Annotated in this window: 19 protein-coding genes and 1 tRNA gene; 6 read left to right on the plus strand and 14 right to left on the minus strand. The window is 58.7% G+C overall.

The window, feature by feature from the left end; all coding sequences use genetic code 11:
* The first annotated feature begins 98 nt into the window (after positions 1-98).
* The 3 genes from ADH66_RS17825 to ADH66_RS17830 are packed head-to-tail and all read left to right on the plus strand — an operon-like array spanning position 99 to position 2,444.
* Positions 99-494 (plus strand): DUF2089 domain-containing protein, encoded by a 396-nt coding sequence (locus tag ADH66_RS17825; protein WP_066538020.1) that lies wholly within the window; start codon positions 99-101, stop codon positions 492-494.
* Position 495: 1 nt separating this feature from the next.
* Positions 496-645: a hypothetical protein gene (locus tag ADH66_RS20270; protein WP_157130635.1), complete on the plus strand. Its 150-nt coding sequence runs from the start codon at positions 496-498 to the stop codon at positions 643-645.
* Entirely contained in the window at positions 642-2,444 is a 1,803-nt protein-coding gene (locus tag ADH66_RS17830) for a DUF4097 family beta strand repeat-containing protein (RefSeq protein ID WP_066538018.1), read from the plus strand. The genes ADH66_RS20270 and ADH66_RS17830 overlap by 4 nt, the downstream gene beginning before the upstream one ends.
* A 61-nt stretch (positions 2,445-2,505) precedes the next feature.
* Here the strand turns inward: ADH66_RS17830 and ADH66_RS17835 are convergent, their stop codons facing one another.
* The 7 genes from ADH66_RS17835 to ADH66_RS17865 form a co-directional block, all read right to left on the minus strand.
* Positions 2,506-3,651: a Gfo/Idh/MocA family protein gene (locus ADH66_RS17835; protein ID WP_066538015.1), complete on the minus strand. Its 1,146-nt coding sequence runs from the start codon at positions 3,649-3,651 to the stop codon at positions 2,506-2,508.
* A 23-nt stretch (positions 3,652-3,674) separates the two neighbouring features.
* Complete coding sequence (locus ADH66_RS17840; protein WP_066538013.1) at positions 3,675-6,464, minus strand: transglutaminase-like domain-containing protein; 2,790 nt, start codon at positions 6,462-6,464, stop codon at positions 3,675-3,677.
* 16 nt (positions 6,465-6,480) lie between these two features.
* A complete protein-coding gene (locus ADH66_RS21410) occupies positions 6,481-7,629 on the minus strand; it encodes a DUF58 domain-containing protein (RefSeq protein WP_066538006.1) in 1,149 nt (382 codons plus the stop codon).
* A 13-nt stretch (positions 7,630-7,642) separates the two neighbouring features.
* Entirely contained in the window at positions 7,643-8,581 is a 939-nt protein-coding gene (locus tag ADH66_RS17850; RefSeq protein ID WP_066538003.1) for an AAA family ATPase, read from the minus strand.
* A gap of 94 nt (positions 8,582-8,675) precedes the next feature.
* A tRNA-Gly gene (locus ADH66_RS17855) sits at positions 8,676-8,751 on the minus strand.
* A gap of 217 nt (positions 8,752-8,968) precedes the next feature.
* Positions 8,969-9,178: a cold-shock protein gene (locus tag ADH66_RS17860; protein ID WP_066538000.1), complete on the minus strand. Its 210-nt coding sequence runs from the start codon at positions 9,176-9,178 to the stop codon at positions 8,969-8,971.
* A gap of 243 nt (positions 9,179-9,421) precedes the next feature.
* Positions 9,422-10,039 carry a histidine phosphatase family protein gene (locus ADH66_RS17865; RefSeq protein ID WP_066537997.1) on the minus strand — a complete coding sequence of 206 codons (618 nt, stop codon included), beginning with the start codon at positions 10,037-10,039 and terminating at the stop codon, positions 9,422-9,424.
* A gap of 224 nt (positions 10,040-10,263) precedes the next feature.
* Here ADH66_RS17865 and ADH66_RS20275 point away from each other — a divergent pair, with 224 nt between their 5' ends.
* Entirely contained in the window at positions 10,264-10,419 is a 156-nt protein-coding gene (locus ADH66_RS20275; protein WP_157130634.1) for a hypothetical protein, read from the plus strand.
* Positions 10,420-10,509: 90 nt separating this feature from the next.
* Here the strand turns inward: ADH66_RS20275 and ADH66_RS17870 are convergent, their stop codons facing one another.
* From ADH66_RS17870 to ADH66_RS17880, 3 genes are all read right to left on the minus strand, one after another.
* The gene (locus ADH66_RS17870; RefSeq protein WP_066537995.1) at positions 10,510-11,916 is read right to left on the minus strand and encodes an MATE family efflux transporter; all 1,407 of its coding nucleotides are present in this window, start codon (positions 11,914-11,916) and stop codon (positions 10,510-10,512) included.
* Between the two features lie 105 nt (positions 11,917-12,021).
* The gene (locus ADH66_RS17875; RefSeq protein ID WP_066537993.1) at positions 12,022-12,444 is read right to left on the minus strand and encodes a hypothetical protein; all 423 of its coding nucleotides are present in this window, start codon (positions 12,442-12,444) and stop codon (positions 12,022-12,024) included.
* Between the two features lie 70 nt (positions 12,445-12,514).
* Positions 12,515-13,936 (minus strand): NCS2 family permease, encoded by a 1,422-nt coding sequence (locus ADH66_RS17880; RefSeq protein ID WP_066541835.1) that lies wholly within the window; start codon positions 13,934-13,936, stop codon positions 12,515-12,517.
* Positions 13,937-14,136: 200 nt separating this feature from the next.
* Here ADH66_RS17880 and ADH66_RS17885 point away from each other — a divergent pair, with 200 nt between their 5' ends.
* Positions 14,137-14,979, plus strand: a complete 843-nt coding sequence (locus ADH66_RS17885) for a GNAT family N-acetyltransferase (protein WP_066537991.1) — start codon at positions 14,137-14,139, stop codon at positions 14,977-14,979.
* A gap of 84 nt (positions 14,980-15,063) precedes the next feature.
* Here ADH66_RS17885 and ADH66_RS17890 read toward each other — a convergent pair whose 3' ends face one another.
* From ADH66_RS17890 to pheS, 4 genes are all read right to left on the minus strand, one after another.
* Positions 15,064-15,390 (minus strand): hypothetical protein, encoded by a 327-nt coding sequence (locus ADH66_RS17890; protein ID WP_066537989.1) that lies wholly within the window; start codon positions 15,388-15,390, stop codon positions 15,064-15,066.
* Positions 15,391-15,427: 37 nt separating this feature from the next.
* Positions 15,428-15,673: an IreB family regulatory phosphoprotein gene (locus tag ADH66_RS17895; protein ID WP_066537986.1), complete on the minus strand. Its 246-nt coding sequence runs from the start codon at positions 15,671-15,673 to the stop codon at positions 15,428-15,430.
* Positions 15,674-15,743: 70 nt separating this feature from the next.
* Complete coding sequence (gene pheT, locus ADH66_RS17900; protein ID WP_066537984.1) at positions 15,744-18,122, minus strand: phenylalanine--tRNA ligase subunit beta; 2,379 nt, start codon at positions 18,120-18,122, stop codon at positions 15,744-15,746.
* Between the two features lie 18 nt (positions 18,123-18,140).
* On the minus strand, positions 18,141-19,169 hold the full coding sequence (pheS, locus tag ADH66_RS17905; protein ID WP_066537983.1) for a phenylalanine--tRNA ligase subunit alpha: 1,029 nt from the start codon (positions 19,167-19,169) through the stop codon (positions 18,141-18,143).
* 182 nt (positions 19,170-19,351) lie between these two features.
* Between pheS and ADH66_RS17910 the strand changes: the two genes are divergently transcribed.
* Positions 19,352-21,151, plus strand: coding sequence for an HAD-IIIC family phosphatase (locus tag ADH66_RS17910; RefSeq protein ID WP_066537981.1), 1,800 nt, complete (start codon positions 19,352-19,354; stop codon positions 21,149-21,151).
* The last annotated feature ends 1 nt before the right edge of the window (position 21,152 follow it).

Here is a 21,152-nt window from a genome sequence, read left to right on the forward strand (position 1 = left end):
CATTCTTAAAAACCTGGTATATAATGCAAGCATAGAAAGCAAATCGGAACTTAAACACACCATATATCACATCATATAGAAAGGAAAGGGATAATACTATGAAAACTTATCACGCCCCCTCCCAGTGCCCGGTCTGCGGCGAGCCCATGCAGGTCACCCGGCTCCACTGCCCAAACTGCCACACGGAGCTCTCCGGCCAGTTCACCCCCTGCCGCTTCTGCACCCTAGAGGAGAAGCACTTGCAGTTCGTAGAGGTGTTCCTCCGCTGCCGGGGCTCCATCAAGGAGGTGGAGAGGACCCTGGGGGTCAGCTACCCTACGGTAAAGAATATGCTGGACGCAGCCCTCAGCGCCCTCAGGCTGGACGACAGGCCCGAGCCCCAGGAGGCCCGCAAAAAAGAGGAACGCTCCGAGATACTCTCCCGCCTGTCCGGCGGGGACATGAGCGTGGACGCGGCCTTAGAGGCTCTGAAATCCTTGAAAGGGGAAAAGTAAAATGTGCATAGATAAATATAGCCCCCCTGAAATGCTCCCCTATGTCTCCCACGACAGAGAGAACGCCCTAAGGCTTGCCGCCCAGGAGCGGTTTGAAATGATGACCGGCAGCCAGCGTAAAAACAGAAACCAGAGGAGGACACTAAAATGAGCGACGAGAAGCGCACGATACTTGAAATGCTCGCAGAGGGCAGGATAACCCAGGAGCAGGCAGACCAGCTTTTAGAGGCCCTGGGGGATAGTGACGAAGCTGAGGCAGAAATCGAAGCAGAGCCCACAGAGGAGACCACCCCCTCCATCACTGTAAACGACGCGGACGGCTCGGCCACCATCTATCCCGACGGCACCATCGAGCTGCAGGGGGACAGCACCGGGGAGCCCATGGTGATAAACGGCGGGAACCACCAGATAAACCTTACCCTGCACCCGGACCATGCGGAGATAAACTTGGACCACGGCGAGCCCTCCGGGATAAACGTGGAGCTGCCCCATGAGCTCATACCCCCGGCCCCGCCCGCTCCGCCTGAACCGCCCCAGCCGCCCCAGCCCGGCAGCCAAGAGGATATGGAGCGCTATATCCAAGAGTGCCAGGAAAACAACCAGCGGTACTGCCAAGAGATGAACAAGTACCAGCAGCAGATGGCACAGTATGCCGCCCAGTTGGAAAAGTCCAGGCTTCAGGCTTCCCCACAGCCAGAAGCCCCCGCCCCCACCACCGGCAGCTGGAGCAGCTGGCTCTCCGGAATAGGCGAGGAGCTTCGCCAGGGGCTCCGGGAGATAGGCCGGGAGCTGGGCCGGGATCTGGACAACGCAATGGACGATGTGTCCGACGCCATAAGCGACATGAAGGACGCCCTGGGCGATGTAGTGGAGGACTGGCAGGAGGAGCTCATGGAGGAGCAGGAGGAGCTGGCGGAGCAGATGGAGGAGGCCGCCGAAGCCGCCGCTGAAAACAGCTTCCTGGACTTTAACCCGGGCTTCCCCTTTGGCGGCCCCGCCGAGGCAGAGGGCATGGAGCAGGTAGCTGTGCCCCCGGAGAAGCCAGAGTTTATAGACGGCGAATTTGCCTACCGCAGATGGGCGGGAATCAGCAGCCTTGAGAAGCTGGACATAAACTGGCCCACAGGCCGGGTGAGCATAGCCCCCTGGGATGGGGACAGCATAGATATAGTGGAGTACAGCAAGAAGGCCCTGGCCCCGGAGCACTCCTGTGTGCTCTTTTCCAAGGACTCAAAAAAACTCACCATTCTGGAGTACCCCCAGAACAGCCCCGGCGGGATATTCTCAAATGGCTGGAACGCAGTCACCCGGCCCTCAAAGCGCCTGGAGGTGCTCGTTCCCCGAAAGCAGTGCCAAAATATTGAGAAGCTAAGGGTACAGTGCATAAGCGGCACCGTTCAGGTAAGCGAGCTCTCGGGGGAAAGCTTTTCCCTCTCGGCCGTGTCCGGCACGGTCCTGCTGCGGTCCATCTCCGCCGAGACCCTGGACGCGGGCACCGTCTCCGGCACTCTGACCCTGGAGGACTGCTCCGCCGAAAAGCTCAACGCACATTCCGTCTCCGGTACCAACCTCTGCAAGGGCTTCTCTGCCGAGAAAGCCGAGCTCACCACCGTCTCCGGATCCCTCAATGCCCACGGCAACGCGGAGAAGTTCAAGATAAGCACGGTCTCCGGCTCTGCCAGCCTTATGGTGGACCAGTGCCCAGAGAAGGCCCATATAAGCTCCGTCAGCGGCTCCCTCAAAATACGGCTCCCGGAGAATGCCGGGTTCACTGCCAACTACGGCTCCACCTCCGGGGACTTCAAGACCGACTTCCCGGCCCAGATAACCGCCGACGGCAAGCGCAAGAAGAGCGGCCGGGCCACCTTCGGCAGCGGCGAGTGCAAAATCGACCTGCACACCACCTCGGGCAGTATGAGAGTGTTAAGGGCCGACGGAGTAAGCGTATAACTTCTGCTAATATATTAAAGCGAAGGCCCCACTTTGAAAGTGGAGCGCTTCGCTTTTTGTTTTAGTATGTTCCTTCTGTAGAGAACGTAATATCCCCGCCCTCTTTCCGTCTGGAATTTTTCCTGCGCTTACCCAGCTCCTGCTCAAACAAATCCTCGTCAAAGGGAATCTCCACCGGCTTATGAAGCCACCCGGACAGGTGCAGGGCATTTGAGAGCGTCAGCCCCCTTATCCCCTCGCGCCCGTCGGCCACAAGAGGCTCGCCCCGCAGGATATTGGCGGCAAAGGCGTTTAATACCCCCACATGCTGGGGATTCTCCCCGTCGGTCTCCACAATTATCTTCTCCGTCTCCGGCTTCGCAAAGCCCTCCTTGGAGCTCTTGCAGAACTCCCGCTCGTCCTCTTTAAGCCGCCAGAAGGTCAGCACATCGTCCTCGCACACCAGCTTGCCCCTTGTGCCGGTCAGTTCGAACCTGTTGGTCCCGGGCGCGTCCCCGGTGGTGGTGACGAAGACCCCCGTGGCGCCGTTCTCAAACTCCAGATAGGCCGTCACGTCGTCCTCCACCTCGATATCGTGCCACTTGCCCTCGTGGCAGAAGGCCTGCACCCTCTTTGGCAGCCCGCATATCCACTGCAGCAAATCCAGCTGGTGGGGGCACTGGTTGAGGAGCACCCCGCCTCCCTCTCCGGCCCAGGTGGCCCGCCAGTCCCCGGAGTCGTAGTATATCTGGGTGCGGTACCAGTCGGTGATTATCCAGTTGACCCTTTTAAGGTCCCCCAGCTCGCCGCTCTCCACCATCTCATGCATCCTTCTGTACACGCAGTTGGTCCGCTGGTTGAACATCATGCCGAAGGTCCTCCCGGCCTTATCCGCCGCCGCGTTCATCTCCTTCACCGCGTTGGTATACACCCCCGCCGGCTTCTCGCAGAGCACGTGCAGGCCCTTTGCGAAGGCCTCCTTTGCAAGCACCGGGTGCTGATAGTGGGGCACGGCGATAAGCACCGCGTCACAAAGTCCGCTCATTATAAGCTCAGCGCCCTCGTTAAACACCGGCACCCCGGGCAGGCTTTCACCGGCCCAGTCCCGCCTTGACTGCCGCCTGTCGGCCACAGCCGCCAGGGTTATCTCCGGGGTCTTGCCGGCCATAATGTTCTGGGCGTGGCCGGTGCCCATGTTGCCAATGCCGATAATTCCCAACCTGACCATAAAATTACCTCCCAATTATAATGCTATATCAGACCCTCCAGCCAGCAAAGGAGCTTCTGGCCCCGGGGTAACTGCCGCCTAAGCTTCTCTTTCAGCCTCTCACTATCCCCTATAAGCTCAGAAAGCTCCTCCCCGCTGAGCATATGGGCCGAGAATCTGGCCTTCTCCGCCAGCTCCCTCCACCTCTCCGGCGGGGCCTCCCGCACCCCGCAGAAGGTCTCCTTCTCATACAGCTTCAAGAGGTAGGCATAGGCCCTGAGCCCCGCCGCGTTCTTGTCTCTCTGCCCCAGGTCCCGCTCACGTCTCTTTATCCGCAGTATTCTCTGGAGCATAAGCGCCCCCATGAATGCCGCCGCCCCCAACAGGCTCCACAGCACCGCCCAGAGCGCGCCGCTCTCCTTTTTGCTGGTCCCGGCCCCGGGACCCTGGGTTCCCGGGCTGGGAGCCGGAGAGACTCCCGCCCTGGGTGTGGGCGACGCCAACTGCTCATCAATAAGCGGGTTATCCCTGGGCGGCATAGTGGGCCGCTCGGTCTCGGGCCGCGGGGTGGGGAGCTCATACTCCTCTATGTTCTCCGGCAGGACAGCGTCAAAGAACGCCGCCGGGTTGTCCGGGGCCGCCGGGGTCACCTCCACCGGCATCCACCCGGTCCCCCCGCAGTACACCTCTACCCAGGCGTGGGCGTTGTAGTCCGGCACGTCCACCCAGCCGTTGCTCCCTGACGGCACCACGTACCCTTCGGCGTACCTGGCCGGGTACCCCGCCGCCCGCAGCAGCAGCACCGCCGCCGTGGCGAAGTGCACGCAGTACCCTTCGTGGGATTCCCCCAAAAAGAACTCCACAAAGTCCCGGTCCTCCGGCGGCTGCTCCGGGTCAAGGGTATAGGTGAAATATTCCCTGAACGCTTGGGCTATTCCGGCGGCGTAATGCTCCACTCCGTCCACATAGCGGAAATCCCCCGCCCTGTTATGTCCCAACGGGTCCAGGTCATAGGCCTCCTGGAAGTCCGCAAGGAAGTCCTTCAGCTCCTCGGGCACCTCAAGATAGTGCTCATAAACGAACTTATTGTACTCCTCCACGTTCTCCAGGAGCTCCTGCTGCTTTGGGTCCAGGCTCTCCCAGATCTCATAGAACCTGGGCATCTCCCACAGGTCTGCGGGCCAGCCCTCTCCGCCTATGCTCGCCTGGCTGTTTATGCTGTTGAACAAGTCCGGGATATCGCTGCCCACCGGCTTGTTCTGAAAAGACATCTGTGAGGAACCATATAGCCAGGTTATGCTTTCGCCGTACTTGTCCGTGATCACGTTCCCATATAGCGCCGAGCCCAGGTCGCTGATGTTTTCTATCCCATAGTTCCTATAGGCCAGATGGGAAATCACCCGGCTGAAATAGTTGAACCCATAGGCCCTGGAGTCCCCCTCCAGCTCATACCCCCTGGTGCCGTTTATCAAGCTCTGCGACCTCATATAGCCGTCGTCCACCGGCTCTATGCCGTACTCCGAGAGCTCCTCCCCGCCGCTTATAAGGCTTGCGGGGATATACACGCACCGGGGGTTGGCCCCCAGGTTCTGCACGCTCAGGTGGTACCAGTTCTGCTTGTCCCGCCCTGGGGCGAACATCTCCCGCTTGTACCTTGCCAGCTGGTTCTGGGCGCAGAGCTCCAGCTTAGAGAGCTCCTCTCGGCCCTCATTGTCCAGCCGCTCCCAGCTGTGGCCGGTATAGACCGAGCCCACAAAGCTCTTCAGGTACTCCTTATAGAGGTTGGCGGGTGTGACGCCCAGGTTGTCCCGGGGGGCCTCATACCAGGTGTCTCCGTTCCCGTTGGTACGCTCAAAGTCCACCGAATACTCCGGGTATGCCTCCCAGTCGAACTTCACCCGCAGCATGGTCTCGCCGGTATAATCCCGGCGGCCCATGGTACGAAACTGCACCGATTTGTTGCTGTTTCCCTGGCCGCCCCTTATATACTGGGAGGAGCCTATCCCCTCCCGCACCGCCGTGCGCAGATTCTCGGCAAGCTGGGGCCTTTTATAGGTGTCCGGCGGCGCGTACATATACACCAGCCCCATACAGAGCCCCACCCCCAAAAGCAGCAGCAGCGCCGTGGGCCTTGCCACCGCCACCCCGGAGGCCTTATACCCCTTCTTGCGGAAACGCCCCACAACGCCCTCGTTTCCCGTAAGGGACGGGGCCAGCAGCAGAAGCATACACCAGAACATCAGAAGCGCGGCAAAGGCCCAGCCCGCCGGCAGTATGGAAAAGCTCATGGGCAGAAGCAGCAGCGCGCCGGTCAGCCCGAAGGGGGCCCTGTTGTTCCTGCTCCTGACCCACATCCGGGCCATGGACCAGAAGAAGGGGAGGAGCAGCGCCATGATAAAGCTTGTGCACTCGCCTGTAATATCCACTTGGGCGGCGCCCACGGAATATGGCAGGCGCAGGGTTGGCAGGTCATAGTTCAGCTTGGCCCCATAGCAGTCCAGCATAAAGTTCACCGTGCGCACCGCCCCGTGGGCCGCCGCGTCAAAGCGGAAGATCACCATCAGCAGCCACGCCGCCCACCCCGGCAGCGATACCCGCCACCCGCGCTTGCGGCTATCCGTCTGCCGCCACACGGAGAAGGCTATGCAGACAAGGCCCATGACCACCAGCCATGGGGTGTATACCGGCACCCGAAAGGCCGTGATAAAGCACCCCCAGCCTCCAAGGCCCCCAAGGACCATAAGCGCCCCATAGAATACCGCCCGGCCAAGAGCTCCGTTCTCCTTCAGCAAAAGCCTTGGCTGGTCCAGCGTAAGGCCTGTATCTCTGTCCATCAGCGGTCCCCCCTTTTTACAGCATAAGCCCTTCCAGGTCCCCCGCCAGCGACCCGGGACGCACCTGCGCCCAGCAGGAATCCGGCGGCAGGCCCTTCCCTGTTTCCAGGGGCCGGGTGTGTATCACCGTCAGCCGGGCCGAGGGATACTCCCGGCCTATCATCTCCAGTGCGGCCGGGGCCGGCTCAGGACAGATGTAAGCTATCCGGGCAATATCCTGTGGCGCTCCCAGGGGCGTCCCCGCCGGGAAGGGCCCCTTGTCCCCATGGCAGAGCACCGCCTCCACGGCCATATTCCCCGCCTCCGGGCTGTCCACCTCAATAAACGTCAACTGTCGGCCCCTGGGGAAGCCCACCACATACTCCGCCCAGCAAAGGCAGTGGCTCAAGGTGGCAAGGGCATCCATAAGCAGGTCCGCCTCCTGGCTGTCCCCATATAAGTCCATAAGCAGCAGGGCCCGCTGGGCCATGGGCAGGCTGCCCTCCCGCACCAAAAGCCCTCCGGACTTCTGGGAGAGCTTCCAGTCCACCCGGTTAAGCCTGTCCCCGGGCCTATAGCCCCTAAGGCCGAAAAACTCCGTGGGGTCCCCGCCTGGTCTTGTGGGGGAATAGCGGTCGCTTTCCGCGTCCGGGGCCTGGCGGGGGCCCATGCCCACAAGAGTCTCATAGACGTTGGGCTGCACGATGACCTGGCACGCGCTCCCCGCCTTCAGCCGCACCGGTAGACAAAAAAGGCCCAGCAGGTCATAGGCCCGGGCCTTAGAGAGCCGGCAGATTATCCGCCCGCAGGTATGGGAAACAAGCCGCTGCTCCACCGCCTGGGGCCTGCGCCCCGGCGAGAGCTCCAGGGTCTCCCGCCGAGCCTCGCCGGTAAAGGTGTTCTCAATACTCAGCCGTACCCGAACCCGCCCGGACGGCAGGAACCAGCGGCTCCGGGCGGACACCTGCAGCGGCAGCGCGGCGGATTTGGCGGTCCTGGCCGCGCCGTTCCCCACCTCCACCGTGGCCCTGGCGGTAAGCATCCCCGGCAGGGACAGCGCCAGGGACAGCCAGGGCACCGTCAGGGACAGCAGGAATACATACCAGGAGTAGTAGCCGTTAAAGCAGATAAGGAAGGCTGTGGTGCAGAGCAGTATGAACAGATACAATAGCCGGTTTCTGAGCATAGGCGGCCCCCGGTCAGCGCAGAAGCTTTGGCGCCGGCACTGCGGAGAGCACGCCCTCCAGCACCGAAGGGGCGTCGCTGCCGGAGAGCCTTGCCTGGGGCTCCAGCGCCACTCTATGGGCCATAACGTCCTGGAACAGCAGGTGTATGTCCGCAGGCACCACATAGTCCCTTCCGCCCATCCAGGCCGAGGCCCGGCATATCCGAACAAGGGCTTGTCCCGCCCGGGGGCTGGCCCCCAGGCGCAAAGCCGGGTCCTCCCTGGTGGCGGTGCACAGGTCGGCCACATATTTATACAAATCGTCGGCCACGTGGACCCTGGCGGCCTCTCCCCGCATGGCCGTAACCTCCTCAAGACTGGCGGCTGCCCGGACGCTCTCAAGGGGGCGCTTGTCCTCGGTCTGCCTGAGAATGCCTATCTCCTGCTCAGCGGTGGGATAGCCGATGGAGAGCCTTATCATAAAGCGGTCCAGCTGGCTCTCCGGCAAGGGCTGGGTGCCCGCTGTACCAAGGGGGTTCTGGGTGGCAATAACCGTATACGGGCGCGGCAGTCTGCGGCTCACCCCGTCCACGGTGACCTGACCCTCCTCCATGGCCTCCAAAAGGGCGCTCTGGGTCTTGGCGCTGGTGCGGTTTATCTCGTCGGCCAGGAACAGATGGCACATAATGGCTCCGGGCCTATACTCCAGCTTCCCGCTCTCCCTTCCCAGCACCGAGTAGCCCACCACGTCGCTGGGCATGGTCTCTGGGGTAAACTGTACCCGGGAAAAGCTCATGCTCATGGCCCTGGAAAAAGCCAGGGCCATAGTGGTCTTGCCCACGCCTGGGTTGTCCTCCAAAAGGATATGCCCTCCCGCGATAATGGCCATCAGGGTCTTGCACACCACAGTGTCCTTGCCGATTATGGTCTTGCGCACCTCGTTTATTATACCTAACGCCTTTGGCTGCGTCATAGGAGCTTTCCCGCCTTTCCCGATATTCTTTACCCCCATTAACAAAAATAGGGAAGTTTACACTTCTCTACTTTTTCCCGAGCTATTCATAAATTGGAGCGGACGACGAGGCTCGAACTCGCTACCTCCACCTTGGCAAGGTGGCGCTCTACCAGATGAGCTACGCCCGCGCTTATGTCACTTATTATACACCCTTTCCCGGGATTTGTCAACAGAGAAATAAAAAGCAGGAAAAAAAACTTACAGCCCCCTCTGTGGGTATGGGGGGAGTTCTTCAGCGCTCATTTCTCTGTCCTCCAGTGAGCTCCAAACCGGTCGCAAACTCCAAAGGGAAACGCAAAAGCCGGGCCCCCAATAAGGAGACCCGGCCTTTTTACGCTTCTAAGCTTACAGCTTTATAACGTTAACAGCGCGCAGCTTCTCGCTGTTCTTGGGATCGGGCTCGGTCTCAAAAGTAACCTTCTGGCCCTCCTCCAGGGTCTTGAAGCCCTCGGCCTGGATGGCGGAGAAATGCACGAAGACGTCCTCGCCGCCCTCGTCGTTGGAAATGAAGCCATAACCCTTCTCTGCGTTGAACCACTTGACTGTACCGTTCATTTTTGGCACCTCCATAGAAATGTTTCGTAATCCGACTGCTTCACGAACACCCGGCTCAGAAACCGATAGTTAACCGAGCTTGCAAGGTCAACTATTGTCCCCCTGGCTAAGAAGAACTCACAGCTTGTGTAAATCATCAGACGCCCAATGACCTACAGAAACTGTGAGTACATTTTCGTGCTATCAGAATACAGTCAAAGTATACCACGGCGCGCAAGGTTTGTCAAGGGGATTTGAAATTTTTTACTTATCCTCCAGCTTTGGGACCCTGGCAAAGACCTCCATCACCGGCTCGCGCATCCAGAGCCCCGGGGTTATGCGCACCGAATACCCGAACCCGCCGTCACAGAGCCAGTCCTGGGGCGCCGCTTTCGGCAGACCGAAGGCGGCGAGTATGGAGGTCATCACCCCCGCGTGGGTCACCAGCACCGCCGGTGTAACGCCCCTTGCCATCATGTTCTGCACCAGCAGCTGGAAGCCCCTGCATATCCGCTGGAAAAACACCTGTCCGCTCTCGCCGTTCGGCGGGGCCCCCTGGCCCATAAGCCACTCCGGGAACCCCGGCTCGTCTTTCAGCTCCTCCGCCGTCTTATTCTCCCAGTCCCCGAAGTCGCACTCCGCCAGGTCCAGCACCACCTCAGGCTGGGCCTGCGGGTACAGAATTTTCAGCGTGTCCACGCAGGACACCGCAGGGCTCGCACAGTAGAGCTCTCCCTGGGGATACTTATACTCCCGCTTAAACTCCGCCAGCTCCGCCACCGCCCCCATGGGCAGCGGCGACTGGGCCCGGCCCACATACCGGCCCTCCAGAGCGCCCTGGGACGGCATGGCACGCAGAAGGTGTATCACGTATGACTTCATGAGGTCAGCTCCTTTCTTTTGGGTATTATACTTTATTTGGCAGGATTTTGCAAGCTGCGGGAGCGGGAAATGATTTGCAAACGCTCTTGAACTTTGTCGTTCCTTCTGGTACTATATATACGGAGTCCGCCGCGCGGTGGACGGTTGGCCCTTTACAGAGGGTCTGAAACCTCTGATTACATAGAAACCCGCAAGCGGGAATCTGGTATAAGGGGGATTAGCTTATGAGCGTTCCAATAGGCGATGTCTTGGGGATAATGACTACGTTGATAGTAGGCTTCATCAACATCATAGTCCTTCTCCTGATGGCCTTGATAGACGCAAAAAAAGTAACCGCCCCCGGCAAGGTTCGGTTACTTTTTTGCAAGACAAAATTCTAATCTAGCCTGGGCCAGCCGTTCACCGGCGGGCTCCTCTTTTTTCTGTCTCTATTATACCCCCTTCGGGGCCCATTGTCAAGCCCTCCGGGCTCAGTCCTCCATGGCCTTCTCGGTAATGGCCTTCTTCTTCCACTTGCCCCTCAAATAGGCGATGGTGGTCAGCACCGCGCCCACTACCCAGGATATCAGCAGCGAGAGGAACAGCGGGGTGGGCTCGCCGGAGCCCATTGCGCCGCCCTCGGGCCGGGTGAGGAACTCAAGGCCGTAGGCCACGGGCACCCGAACAATAACGGTGGTGATAAAGGAGATCCACATGGGAGTCATGGTGTCGCCCGCGCCGCGCATTACGCCGGAAAGTATCTGGGTGACGCTCATGGCTATGTATCCCACCGCCAGGGTGTTCAGCATCTGCTGGCCCAGCCTGATAACCTCCGGGGTATCGGTGAACATGAGCATAAGGTACTTGCCGAACAGCAGTATCAGCCCCACCAGCACCACCGACACGGACACGCCCATAATAAGCCCGGATTTCGCGCCCTTCTCGGTGCGGTCCAGCCGCCCCGCCCCCATATTCTGGCCAGTGTATGTAGTCATGGCCGAGCCGAAGGTGAAGTTGGGCATCATGGCAAAGCCGTCCACGCGCATTACAACGGTGTTGGCCGCCAGCACCGCCGTGCCGAAGGAGTTTGTAAGGTTCTGCACCACTATCATGGCAAGGGAGAAGATGGCCTGCGTAAGGCCGCTCGGGAGCCCCAGCTTGCACAGGCGCTTTACAAACGAGACCTTTGGCCAGAGGGTCCTAAGGGTCACGGTGAAATGCTCCCTCATCTTCAGAAGCCGCACCATGCACAGCACCCCAGAGATGAACTGTGACACTATAGTGGCCCAGGCCGCCCCGGCCACGCCCATCTTAAAGCCCGCCACGAACCAGATATCAAGGCCTATGTTCAGTATGCAGGCCGTCAAAAGGAACACCAGGGGCATGATGGAATCCCCAAGGCCCCTGAGCACTCCTGAGATGACGTTATAAAAGGCGCTGCCGATAAAGCCCAGGAACAGTATAAGCATATAGTCGCAGGCCATGTCAAAGATATCCTTCGGGGTGTCCAGCATGGACATCACGGGCCTTGTGATTATCGGACCCAGTATCATCACAAAAATCGTGCACACCAGGGTGGCGGTGATGGTGGTGCCGATGGTCTGTGAAAGGGAGTCCCGCTCCTTGGCCCCGAAATACTGGGACGCCATGACACTCGCGCCCACGGAAACGCCCATAAACAGCACCAGCAGAAGGTTTATAACCGGCCCGCTGGCCCCGATTGCCGCAAGGGCGCTGTCGCCCACATAGTTGCCCACTACGATGGAGTCCACCGTGCTGTAAAGCTGCTGGGCCATATTGCCGATAAGCAGCGGCACCGAAAAGCGCACCAGGTTTCTTGTGGGGCTGCCCACCGTCATGTCCTGGGCCTGGAACAGCGAGGAGAGCCTTCCTGCCATAAATTATCCTTCCTTCCCTTATCTCATTATTAGCTTATTATATCATAGAATCCTGTAAAAAGCTCTACCGCGTATTCGACAAAGTTAGCCTCCGAACAATCCGGTCTATCTAGTTATAGTACACAAAAGCAATTCGTTCGGTTGAACAACCTTTATACATTCATAGTGTATACTCCCTCTGCACATCGCAGGGCTCCTTCTCCATATGCCCCGGGTCCGGCTCCAGAGCCTCAGCACAGCATACTGTTCCCTTGAGCCTATGAGCCCTCCGTTGACGCTTGCGAAGCCCTTGAGAGTGTCCCCGTCAAAGGCCCCCCAGACCGCGCCGCCCCTTTGCAGCACACCCTCCAGCTGCCGGAGCACCCGCTCATGGTCCCCGCTGTCCCAGTCGTCCACAAAGGCGATATCCTTCACCACCCACCGGCCACCCTCCCTGCGCCAGCACTTTGTGACCTCCTGGCGGCGGGAGAAGCCCGAAAAGAGCTCTGCGTTCAGCCTTTCCATGCTGATTTTTTTATACTCTATCATGCGCTTCACCCCCAAAAAGTAAAGCGGGAGGCCTCCCCGGCCCCCCGCTGGTTTTAACTGAAACAGACCCTTACACGCCCGCCACCAGCGTAATAATGCGCAGCACGAACAGCCCGAAGGCAACCCACATTACCGGGTGGATATCCTTCACCTTGGCGGTGCAGACCTTCAGAAGGACCCAGGCCACGATGCCGAACATAATGCCGTTGGCGATGGAATAGGTGAAGGGCATCATCACAAGGGCCAGGAAACCGCCCACAACGTCCGCGATGTCGCCGTCGAACTTCATCTTCAGGACGGACTTCATCATCAGCAGGCCCACAAACAGCAGGGCCGGGGTGGTGGCAAAGCTGGGGATGGCCAGGAAGATGGGGGAAAGGAACAGGGCCAGCACGAACATCACCGCGGTGGAGATGGCCGTAAGGCCTGTCCGGCCGCCCTCGGCCACGCCTGCGGTGGACTCCACGTAGCTGGTGACCGTAGAGGTGCCCAGCACAGCGCCCGCCACGGTGCCGATAGCGTCGCTCATAAGGGCAGGGCCCGCGTTGGGCAGTTCGCCCTTATCGTTTAAGAGATTCCCCTGGTCGGCAACGCCGATAAGGGTGCCCACGGTGTCGAACAGGTCCACGAACAGGAAGGCGAACACTATGGCCGCGAAGTTCACAAAGTGCCCGGCCACAAAGCTGAAGTCAAACTTGAAGAAGGTGGGGGCCAGGGACGGCGGCAGAATACCGCTGCTGAAGTTGGGTATCAGAGAGTAGACGCCCGCGTCGGGATTCACCACGTACCAGCCCGCCAGCTCCGCGATAATGCCCAGCACCCAGGTGCCAAGAATGCCCCAGAGGATAGCGCCCTTTACCTTGAAATGCCACATAACGCCGATAAGTATCAGGCCCACAAAGGCCAGGACCACCTGGGGAGAGCCCAGATCGCCCATAGCCACCAGGGTGGAGGAGCTGACCGTCGCCGTGCCGTCCTCGCCCACAATAGCGAAAGCGTCAGTGGTGACGATGCCCGCGCCCTTCAGTCCCACAATGGAGATGAAAAGGCCTATGCCGGCGGAGATGCCATACTTGAGGTTGGCGGGCACAGAGTTCACCAGAGTCTCCCTGAACTTGAAGATGGAGAGGATTATGAAGATGATGCCCTCTACCAGGATGGCGGTCAGGGCCACCTTCCAGGGGTCGGTTATGCCCATACCGGCCACCATGGGCACAACGGTATAGGCGAAGTAGGCGTTAAGCCCCATGCCCGAGGCCAGGGCCACCGGGTAGTTGGCGAAAACGCCCATGATAATGGTCGCGATGGCCGCGGACACTGCCGTTGCGGTAAAGACAGCGCCCTGGTCCATGCCGGCGGCGGCCAGCATACTGGGGTTCACCGCCAGTATGTAGGCCATGGACAGGAACGTGGTAATACCGGCGATGACCTCTGTCTTCACGTCGGTGCCGTGCTCCTTCAGCTTAAAAAGTGCCAGAAGCTTTTCCAAAATTATATCCTCCTCTAAAGATTTGAGAGATAATTCCTGAAAAGAAATTTCAGGAAAATGATAGAACACTTTATTAGTATAACTGGTAATTCAAAGAAAATCAACCGTTTTGTTACAGATTATTCATATTTTTGCGTTCCTTCCTTGACTATTCGGCTTTCCCGTGCTATAATGTCAGAAATTTTTTTCAGGGAGGTACACAGATGGCCATAAAACTCTACCCCACCCCTGGGGATCTTCTTCGGGACAACAGCGCATTTTTTGAAAAGTACGAGGTACAGGCCCAGCTGAACCGGGGCAACGCCGCCGCCCATATGGACGAGCCCTGTACTCCCGCCCTGCTCTTTGGCAGGGTGGAGCTTAGCGGCAAGCCGGTCCTGCTCTTCGGCAACACCCTGCCCCGACACCTCTGCCTAAATGCCGCCCCGGACGCTGCGGGTATAGACAAAGCTATAACAGAACTTGCCGGGTACCTTCGTGAGAATAGTATAGAGATAACCGGCGTCACCGGTCGCGACTCTCTCTGCCGGGCGTTTATGAAAGCCTATGACGGAGAGTTCCGGCTGCGTGAAGCCTTGGACATTATGGTGCTGGAGACCCTCATAGTGCCCCCGCCCTGCCCCGGCACGGTCCAAAAAGCCGCCATGTCGGACCTGGACCTCATAGTGGACTGGAAATGCGCCCTTATCCGCGAGGCCATAGGAGAGGAGCCTGTGCCGGAACAGCTCAGGGAGACCACCCTCGACCAGCTAAAGCGCTCCGTCGTCTGGCTCATGCGGGACCCCTCCGGCGAACCTGTCTCCATGGCTAACTCGGGCAGGATGCTGGAGCGCGGGGCCTGTGTCTCCGGCGTGTACACCCCGCCGGAGCACCGTGGTAAAGGCTACTGTCAGAATACTGTCGCTGCGCTATGCAGGGAGCTCCTTGCCTGCGGCAAGTCGTATGTGACCCTATTTGTTGATAAGAAAAACCCGATCTCCAACCGGGTTTACCGGAAGATCGGGTTTGACATTCTTGAGGATTCGAGTGATTATAGATTGGTGTGACTTTCGCGTCGCTTCGCTCGCGTATAAGGTCGTGGGGCGCTGCCCCACACCCTGCAAGGTGCCTAACGCACCTTGACCGCGTCCTTACTCCGCCTTCCCCAGCTCACGCGTCAGCCACGCGTCCGCTATATCCAGCGCCAGGTACAATCCCTCTTTCTCGCTGGTCTTCACTATCTGCTTGCGGTTGCGTATCTCTGCGTCCGTACTCATAAGCTGCACCGACACCTTATCCGCCACCTGCAGCCCCTGCACGTCCTTCTTGGACTTCACGTCCAGCTTCACCACATACTTTTCCGTCATGCTCCCATAGTAAAGCGTGTCCCCGCTGCGCACCAGCGGCCTTCCCTTATAGCTGGGAAAGCCCCCCTGCGCCTTGGGGGCGCTTTTTTCGTTTTTCTTCTTCTCGCTCATTCCGCCGCCGCCCTTTCTGCTGTGATGTATTCCCGGGCTATTCGCCCAGGTATGACCGCACCATGGCCTTTAAAAGCTCGTCCCGGTCTATCCGCCGGATAAGGCTCCTGGCGTTGTTGTGCGTCGTGATATAGGTCGGGTCCTCCGAGAGGAGATACCCCACCAGCTGGCTTATGGGGTTATACCCCTTCTCCTTCAGCGCGTCATACACCGTCAGAAGTATGCGCTTCATGTCAGCCTCCCGCACCTCGTCCAGCGAGAAGGTTATCGTGCTGTTATCCATAGTGGGACACCTCCGTTTTTGGAATCGGTAGTATATTATAACAGTTTTCCCGCCAAAAAGCAAGTTATATTTAGCTCCTGAGCACAGCCCCCGCAGCCCCAAGCTTTTCCACAATTCCGTCCACAATGGGCTGTACCTCCTCCTTGGAGAGGGTCTTCTCCGTGGACGAGAACCCGAACCTCAGCGTCAGGCTCCTGCGCCCGGCCTGCTGGAAGGAGTCGATAAGACTTACCCCCGTAAGGTGCCCCGCGCCCTCCCAGGCCGGCTCCATGTCCGCAAAGCGCATTCCCTCGGGCAGCACCACCGACAGGTCGATGTCTATCCCCGGGAACCTGCTGGGCTCTTTATAGCCAAGCTCTCCCGCAGTCAATCCGGCGAACGCGTCCATGTCCAGCTCTCCGCAGACTACCGCCGCCTTGCGGTCGATATTCCTCAGCACCGAGGGGGTCAGTGTGCACACCCAGCCCAGGGACTCGCCCCCCGCCATAATAACGGCGGTGTTCCTGGGGTGCTGCCACTTGAACCTCGGCTCGCAGTTGGCAAGCTCCGGCTCCACCCGCTTGACGCTCCTTAAAAGGGCCTTCACCATGCCGATTAGCCGCATATAGAGCTCCTTCTCCCCCTCGGTCCTGCTAAAGAGGGCTATCCCCAGCTTCTTGTGCTCGTCCGCAAGGCCGTCCCCATTAAGCCCCTCGGCCACCCGGCCTATCTCGAACACGCCGAAGTCCGCAGAAAACGCCCTGTTCTCCTGCAAAACCGACAGCAGCGTCGGCCCCATGCTCCGGCGTATTATTTCGTGGTCCGGGGTCTGGGCGTTTATCAGCTTCACGTTCTCCTCGGGCTCTATCCCCAAAATCTTGCACTTTCTCGCGTCCTGCCAGATATAGGAGTGCACCTCGTGGAGCTTATACGTCTGCACCAAAAGGTCCTTAACAAAGTTGTCCGCCTTATTCTGCACGCTCTTTCTCTGTGGGTACAAGGGGCTGACGGTGGTCTTTATCTCGAAGTTGTCATAGCCGTAAATGCGGGTTATCTCCTCGATGATGTCCGCTTTAATGGTCACGTCCTTGGTGGCCCGCCAGCTGGGCACCTGCACGGTGAACCTGTCGCCCTCCTGCTTGGCCCCGAAGCCCAAGGACAAAAGCGTCTCAATAATCCTCTTGTCCTCTATCTCTATGCCGGTATACCTGTCTACATAGGCCTTGTCAAAGCTCAGCTCCACCTGGGGATAGCGCTTAACGTAAACGTCCGTCAGCCTTGAAATCACCTGGGCCCCCGGGTCGATGTCCAGCAGCAGCTTCATAAAGCGCCCGATAGCCGGCACGGTCATCTCCGGGTCCAGGGTCTTCTCATAGCGCATGGAGGCGTCCGTCCGAAGCCCCAGCCGGGTAGAGGACTTGCGTACCGAAGCCCCGTCGAAGTTCGCCGACTCTAAAAGCAGACTGTCCGTGTCGTCCTCTATCTCGGAGTCCAGGCCGCCCATGATACCGGCAACGGCAACAGGCGTATCTTCAAGTCCGTTGCCGGACTTGGTGCATATCATCAAAGTGTTCTCGTCCACTTTACGCTCCGTGCCGTCCAGGGTGGTGAAGGTAAAGGGAGCGTCAAAGCGCTTCACCCTTATGCTGTCCACCTTGGCGCAGTCAAAGGCGTGCATGGGCTGGCCCATCTCCAGCATGAGATAATTGGTAAGGTCCGCCAAAAGGTTTATTGCCCTGCTGCCGCAGTAGAAGAGCCTTATGCGCATATCCACCGGGCTCACCTTCTTGGTGATATTCCTCACTTTAAGCCCTGTGTACCTATAGCAGAGCTCCTTATCCTCCACCTCGATGTCTATGGGGTCGAGTTCGTCGAACTGCTCAAGAGAGACGGTCTCCAAGGGTTTAAGCTCCCGCCCGGACAGGGCCGCGAACTCCCTGGCTATGCCGTAGTGGCCCCAGAGGTCCGGGCGGTTTGTCAGGGACTTGTTGTCCACCTCGAACACGGTGTCTATTATGCCGTAGAGCTCCGTCATGTCCCGGCCCACCGGGGTATCGTCGGGCAGCTCCATGAGCCCGGAATGGTCGGCGGAGATGCCCAGCTCCTTTTCGGAGCAGCACATACCGTGGCTCTCATACCCCGCCAGCACAGCCATAGATATCTCCTGGCCGCCCACCATGCCGCCCTCCTTCACAAAGGGTACGATAAGACCCTCCCTTACGTTGGGCGCGCCGCAGACCACGTCGTATATCTTGTCCCCGCCGTCCACCTTTAAGAGGTGCAGCTTCTTGGAGTCGGGGTGGTTCTCGACGCTCAGTATCTTTCCCGCGACCACACCCCGCAGGTCCCGGCCCATTTCATATACGTCCTCCACCTCGGCGGTAGAGAGGGTGAAGCGCTGTATAAGGGCGGGTATATCAAGGCCCCTAAGGTCCACGAAGTCGTTTATCCAGTTCATCGAAATAAGCATACTATATCCCTCCCTCTCTTATTCATGCCGGAACTGCGAAAGGGCCTTTAAATTGCCGCTGTTCAGGTCCCTTATGTCCTTCACGCCGTACTTCATCATCACAAGGCGGGTAAGCCCCAGGCCGAAGGCGAAGCCCGTGTATTCCTCCGGGTCCACGCCGCCCAGCTTCAGGACATTGGGGTGTATCATCCCGCAGGGGCAGAGCTCTACCCAGCCCGAGTGGTGGCAGGTGGAGCAGCCCTCGCCGCCGCAGATAAGGCAGCTTATATCCAGCTCAAAGCCCGGCTCCACGAAGGGGAAGAAGCCCGGCCGCAGCCGCACCTTCACGTCCCGCTCGAAAACCTCTGAAAGCATGGTCTTCATGAAATATATCAGGTTCGATATAGATATATTCTTGTCCACCATGATGCCCTCCATCTGAAAGAAGGTGTTCTCATGGCTGGCGTCCGTGGCCTCGTTTCTAAAGCACCTGCCGGGGAAGATGGCCCGCACCGGCGCGCCGTACTTCCGCAGAATAAAATTCTGCGCGGCGGAGGTATGGGTCTTGAGGAGCTGGCCGTTCTCCAGATAGTAGGTGTCCTGCATATCCCTTGCGGGGTGGTCCTTGGGGATGTTCACCGCCTCGAAACACTCGTAGTCGGTGACGATCTCCTTAAAGTCCTCTACGATAAAGCCCATGGAGGTAAAGACCTCCTCCAACTGCCTTTGGACTATGGTTATTGGGTGGTAGGACCCCGGGTCCCCGGCGACCGGCAGGGTCACGTCGTACTGCTCGGCCGCTTCTATCTCCCGCTGCTCCTCGGCGACCCTTATCTCCTCTATTCTCTCCGATAGCCGCTCCTCAACGCCGCGCTTTAGGGCGTTGATATGCTGTCCCAGCTCCTTTTTCTGTTCCGCGCCCACCTCCTTGAGCCCCTTCAGAAGCTCCGTAACCGAACCCTTTTTCCCAAGATACGCTACCCGCAGCTTTTCCACCGCGTCGCTGCTGCCGGCCCTTTGCAGCTCCTGCTCAAAGCTCTGGCGCAGCCCCTCTATCCTTTCCTTCATCCTAAAACGTCCTTTCTAATCCTTCGTCAGCCCGAATTTATACACGCGGAAATACCCGCGTTCTCTGATATTATACCACTTTTGCACAGCGGTTTCAAGATATTTTCTTGCGGCCCTTGAAAGAGCCCGCCCCTATTTGGTATAATGGGATACATATACAAAAACGGGAGGAATAACGACGTATGCATAACCTTTTGACCTACCCCTTCAACCCCCAGACCATACTTAAAAAGCGCAAATCCATCCGCCGGGAGCTGCTGGCCTCCTCCGGGCCGTGCGCCTCCGCCGAGGCGCGCATAGATAAGAAGATTGCCGTCCTAGGCGGGTCCACCACCCACGATATAATCTCGATCCTCGAGCTGTTCCTTCTGGACTTCGGCATAAAGCCGGAGTTCTATGAGTCGGAGTTCGGGCTCTACTATGAGGACGCCATGTTCAGCGAGGAACTCTCCGCCTTCGCCCCGGACCTTATCTATATACACACCTCCCGCCGGAACATCGCCGCCTTTCCTGCCCCTGCCGATACCCCGGAGTCGGCCACGGAGCTGCTCAACGCCCAATACTCCCATTTTGAGACAATGTGGGAGCATATCGCCGAAAAGTACCGCTGCCCGGTGATACAAAACAACTTCGAGCTGCCCTTCTACCGGCTCCTTGGCAACCGGGACGCCTGGGACCACCGGGGCCAGACCAACTTTATCACCCGGCTGAACACTAAGCTCTATGAGTACGCCGCCGCACACCAGGATTTTTATATAAACGACATCAACTATCTCTCGGCGGACTACGGCCTTTTACAGTGGTCCGACCCCTTCTACTGGCATATGTACAAATACTGCCTGAACCTGGACGCGGTCCCTGCTCTCTCCTATAACGTGGCCTGCATAATAAAGTCCATATACGGCAAAAACAAAAAGGCCCTGGTGCTGGACCTGGACAACACCCTCTGGGGCGGCGTTGTGGGGGACGACGGGGTGGACGGCATAGAGATAGGCCGGGAGACCTCCATGGGCCAGGTATACAGCGAGTTCCAGGACTACTTAAAGGAGCTTCGCGGCTATGGGGTCATGCTGAACGTGGACTCCAAAAACGACGAGGAGAACGCCCTGGCCGGACTGAACCACCCGGAGGGCTCCCTGCGCCCCGAGGACTTTATCTCTATAAAGGCCAACTGGGACCCAAAGGACCTGAACTTCACCGCCATAGCACAGGAGCTCAATATACTCCCCGAGAGCATGGCCTTTATCGACGACAACCCTGCCGAGCGCGCCATCGTCACCGCCCAGGTTCCCGGGGTTTCAGCCCCGGTTATGGACGCGCCGGAGCACTATATTACCGCCCTCGACCGCTGCGGCTTCTTCGAGGCCACCAAGCTCTCAAAGGACGACCTGTCCCGCAACGAGATGTACAAGGCAAACGCCCAGCGCGCAGAGCTGCAAAAGAGCTTCGCAAACTATGAGGAATACCTGCTGTCCCTGGAAATGTGCGCCCGGATACGCCCCTTCGAGCCGGTGTACATCGCCCGCATAGCCCAGCTTACCAACAAGTCCAACCAGTTCAACCTGACCACCCGCCGCTTCACCGAGTCCGAAATGCAGGAGATATCCGGGGATAATAGCTATATCACCCTATACGGCAGGCTGACGGACAAATTCGGCGACAACGGCGTGATATCCGTGGTCCTGGGGCGCAAGGAGGGCGATACCCTGCATATTGAACTCTGGCTCATGAGCTGCCGGGTCTTAAAGCGCAGCATGGAGCACGCCATGCTGGACCAGCTTGTGCACAGGGCCCAAAGGGACGGGGTAAAAAAGCTTCGCGGCTACTACTACAAGACCCAGAAGAACGGCATGGTAAAGGACTTCTATAAAGACTTCGGATTTGAGCTTATCTCAAGCGATGGGGACGATACGGTGTGGGAGCTGCCTGTTGCCGGGTACACGGATAAGAACAAGGTTATAAGAGTAAATGAAGATGAATAAC

Source organism: Acutalibacter muris (genome assembly GCF_002201475.1).
Lineage (GTDB): Bacteria > Bacillota > Clostridia > Oscillospirales > Acutalibacteraceae > Acutalibacter > Acutalibacter muris.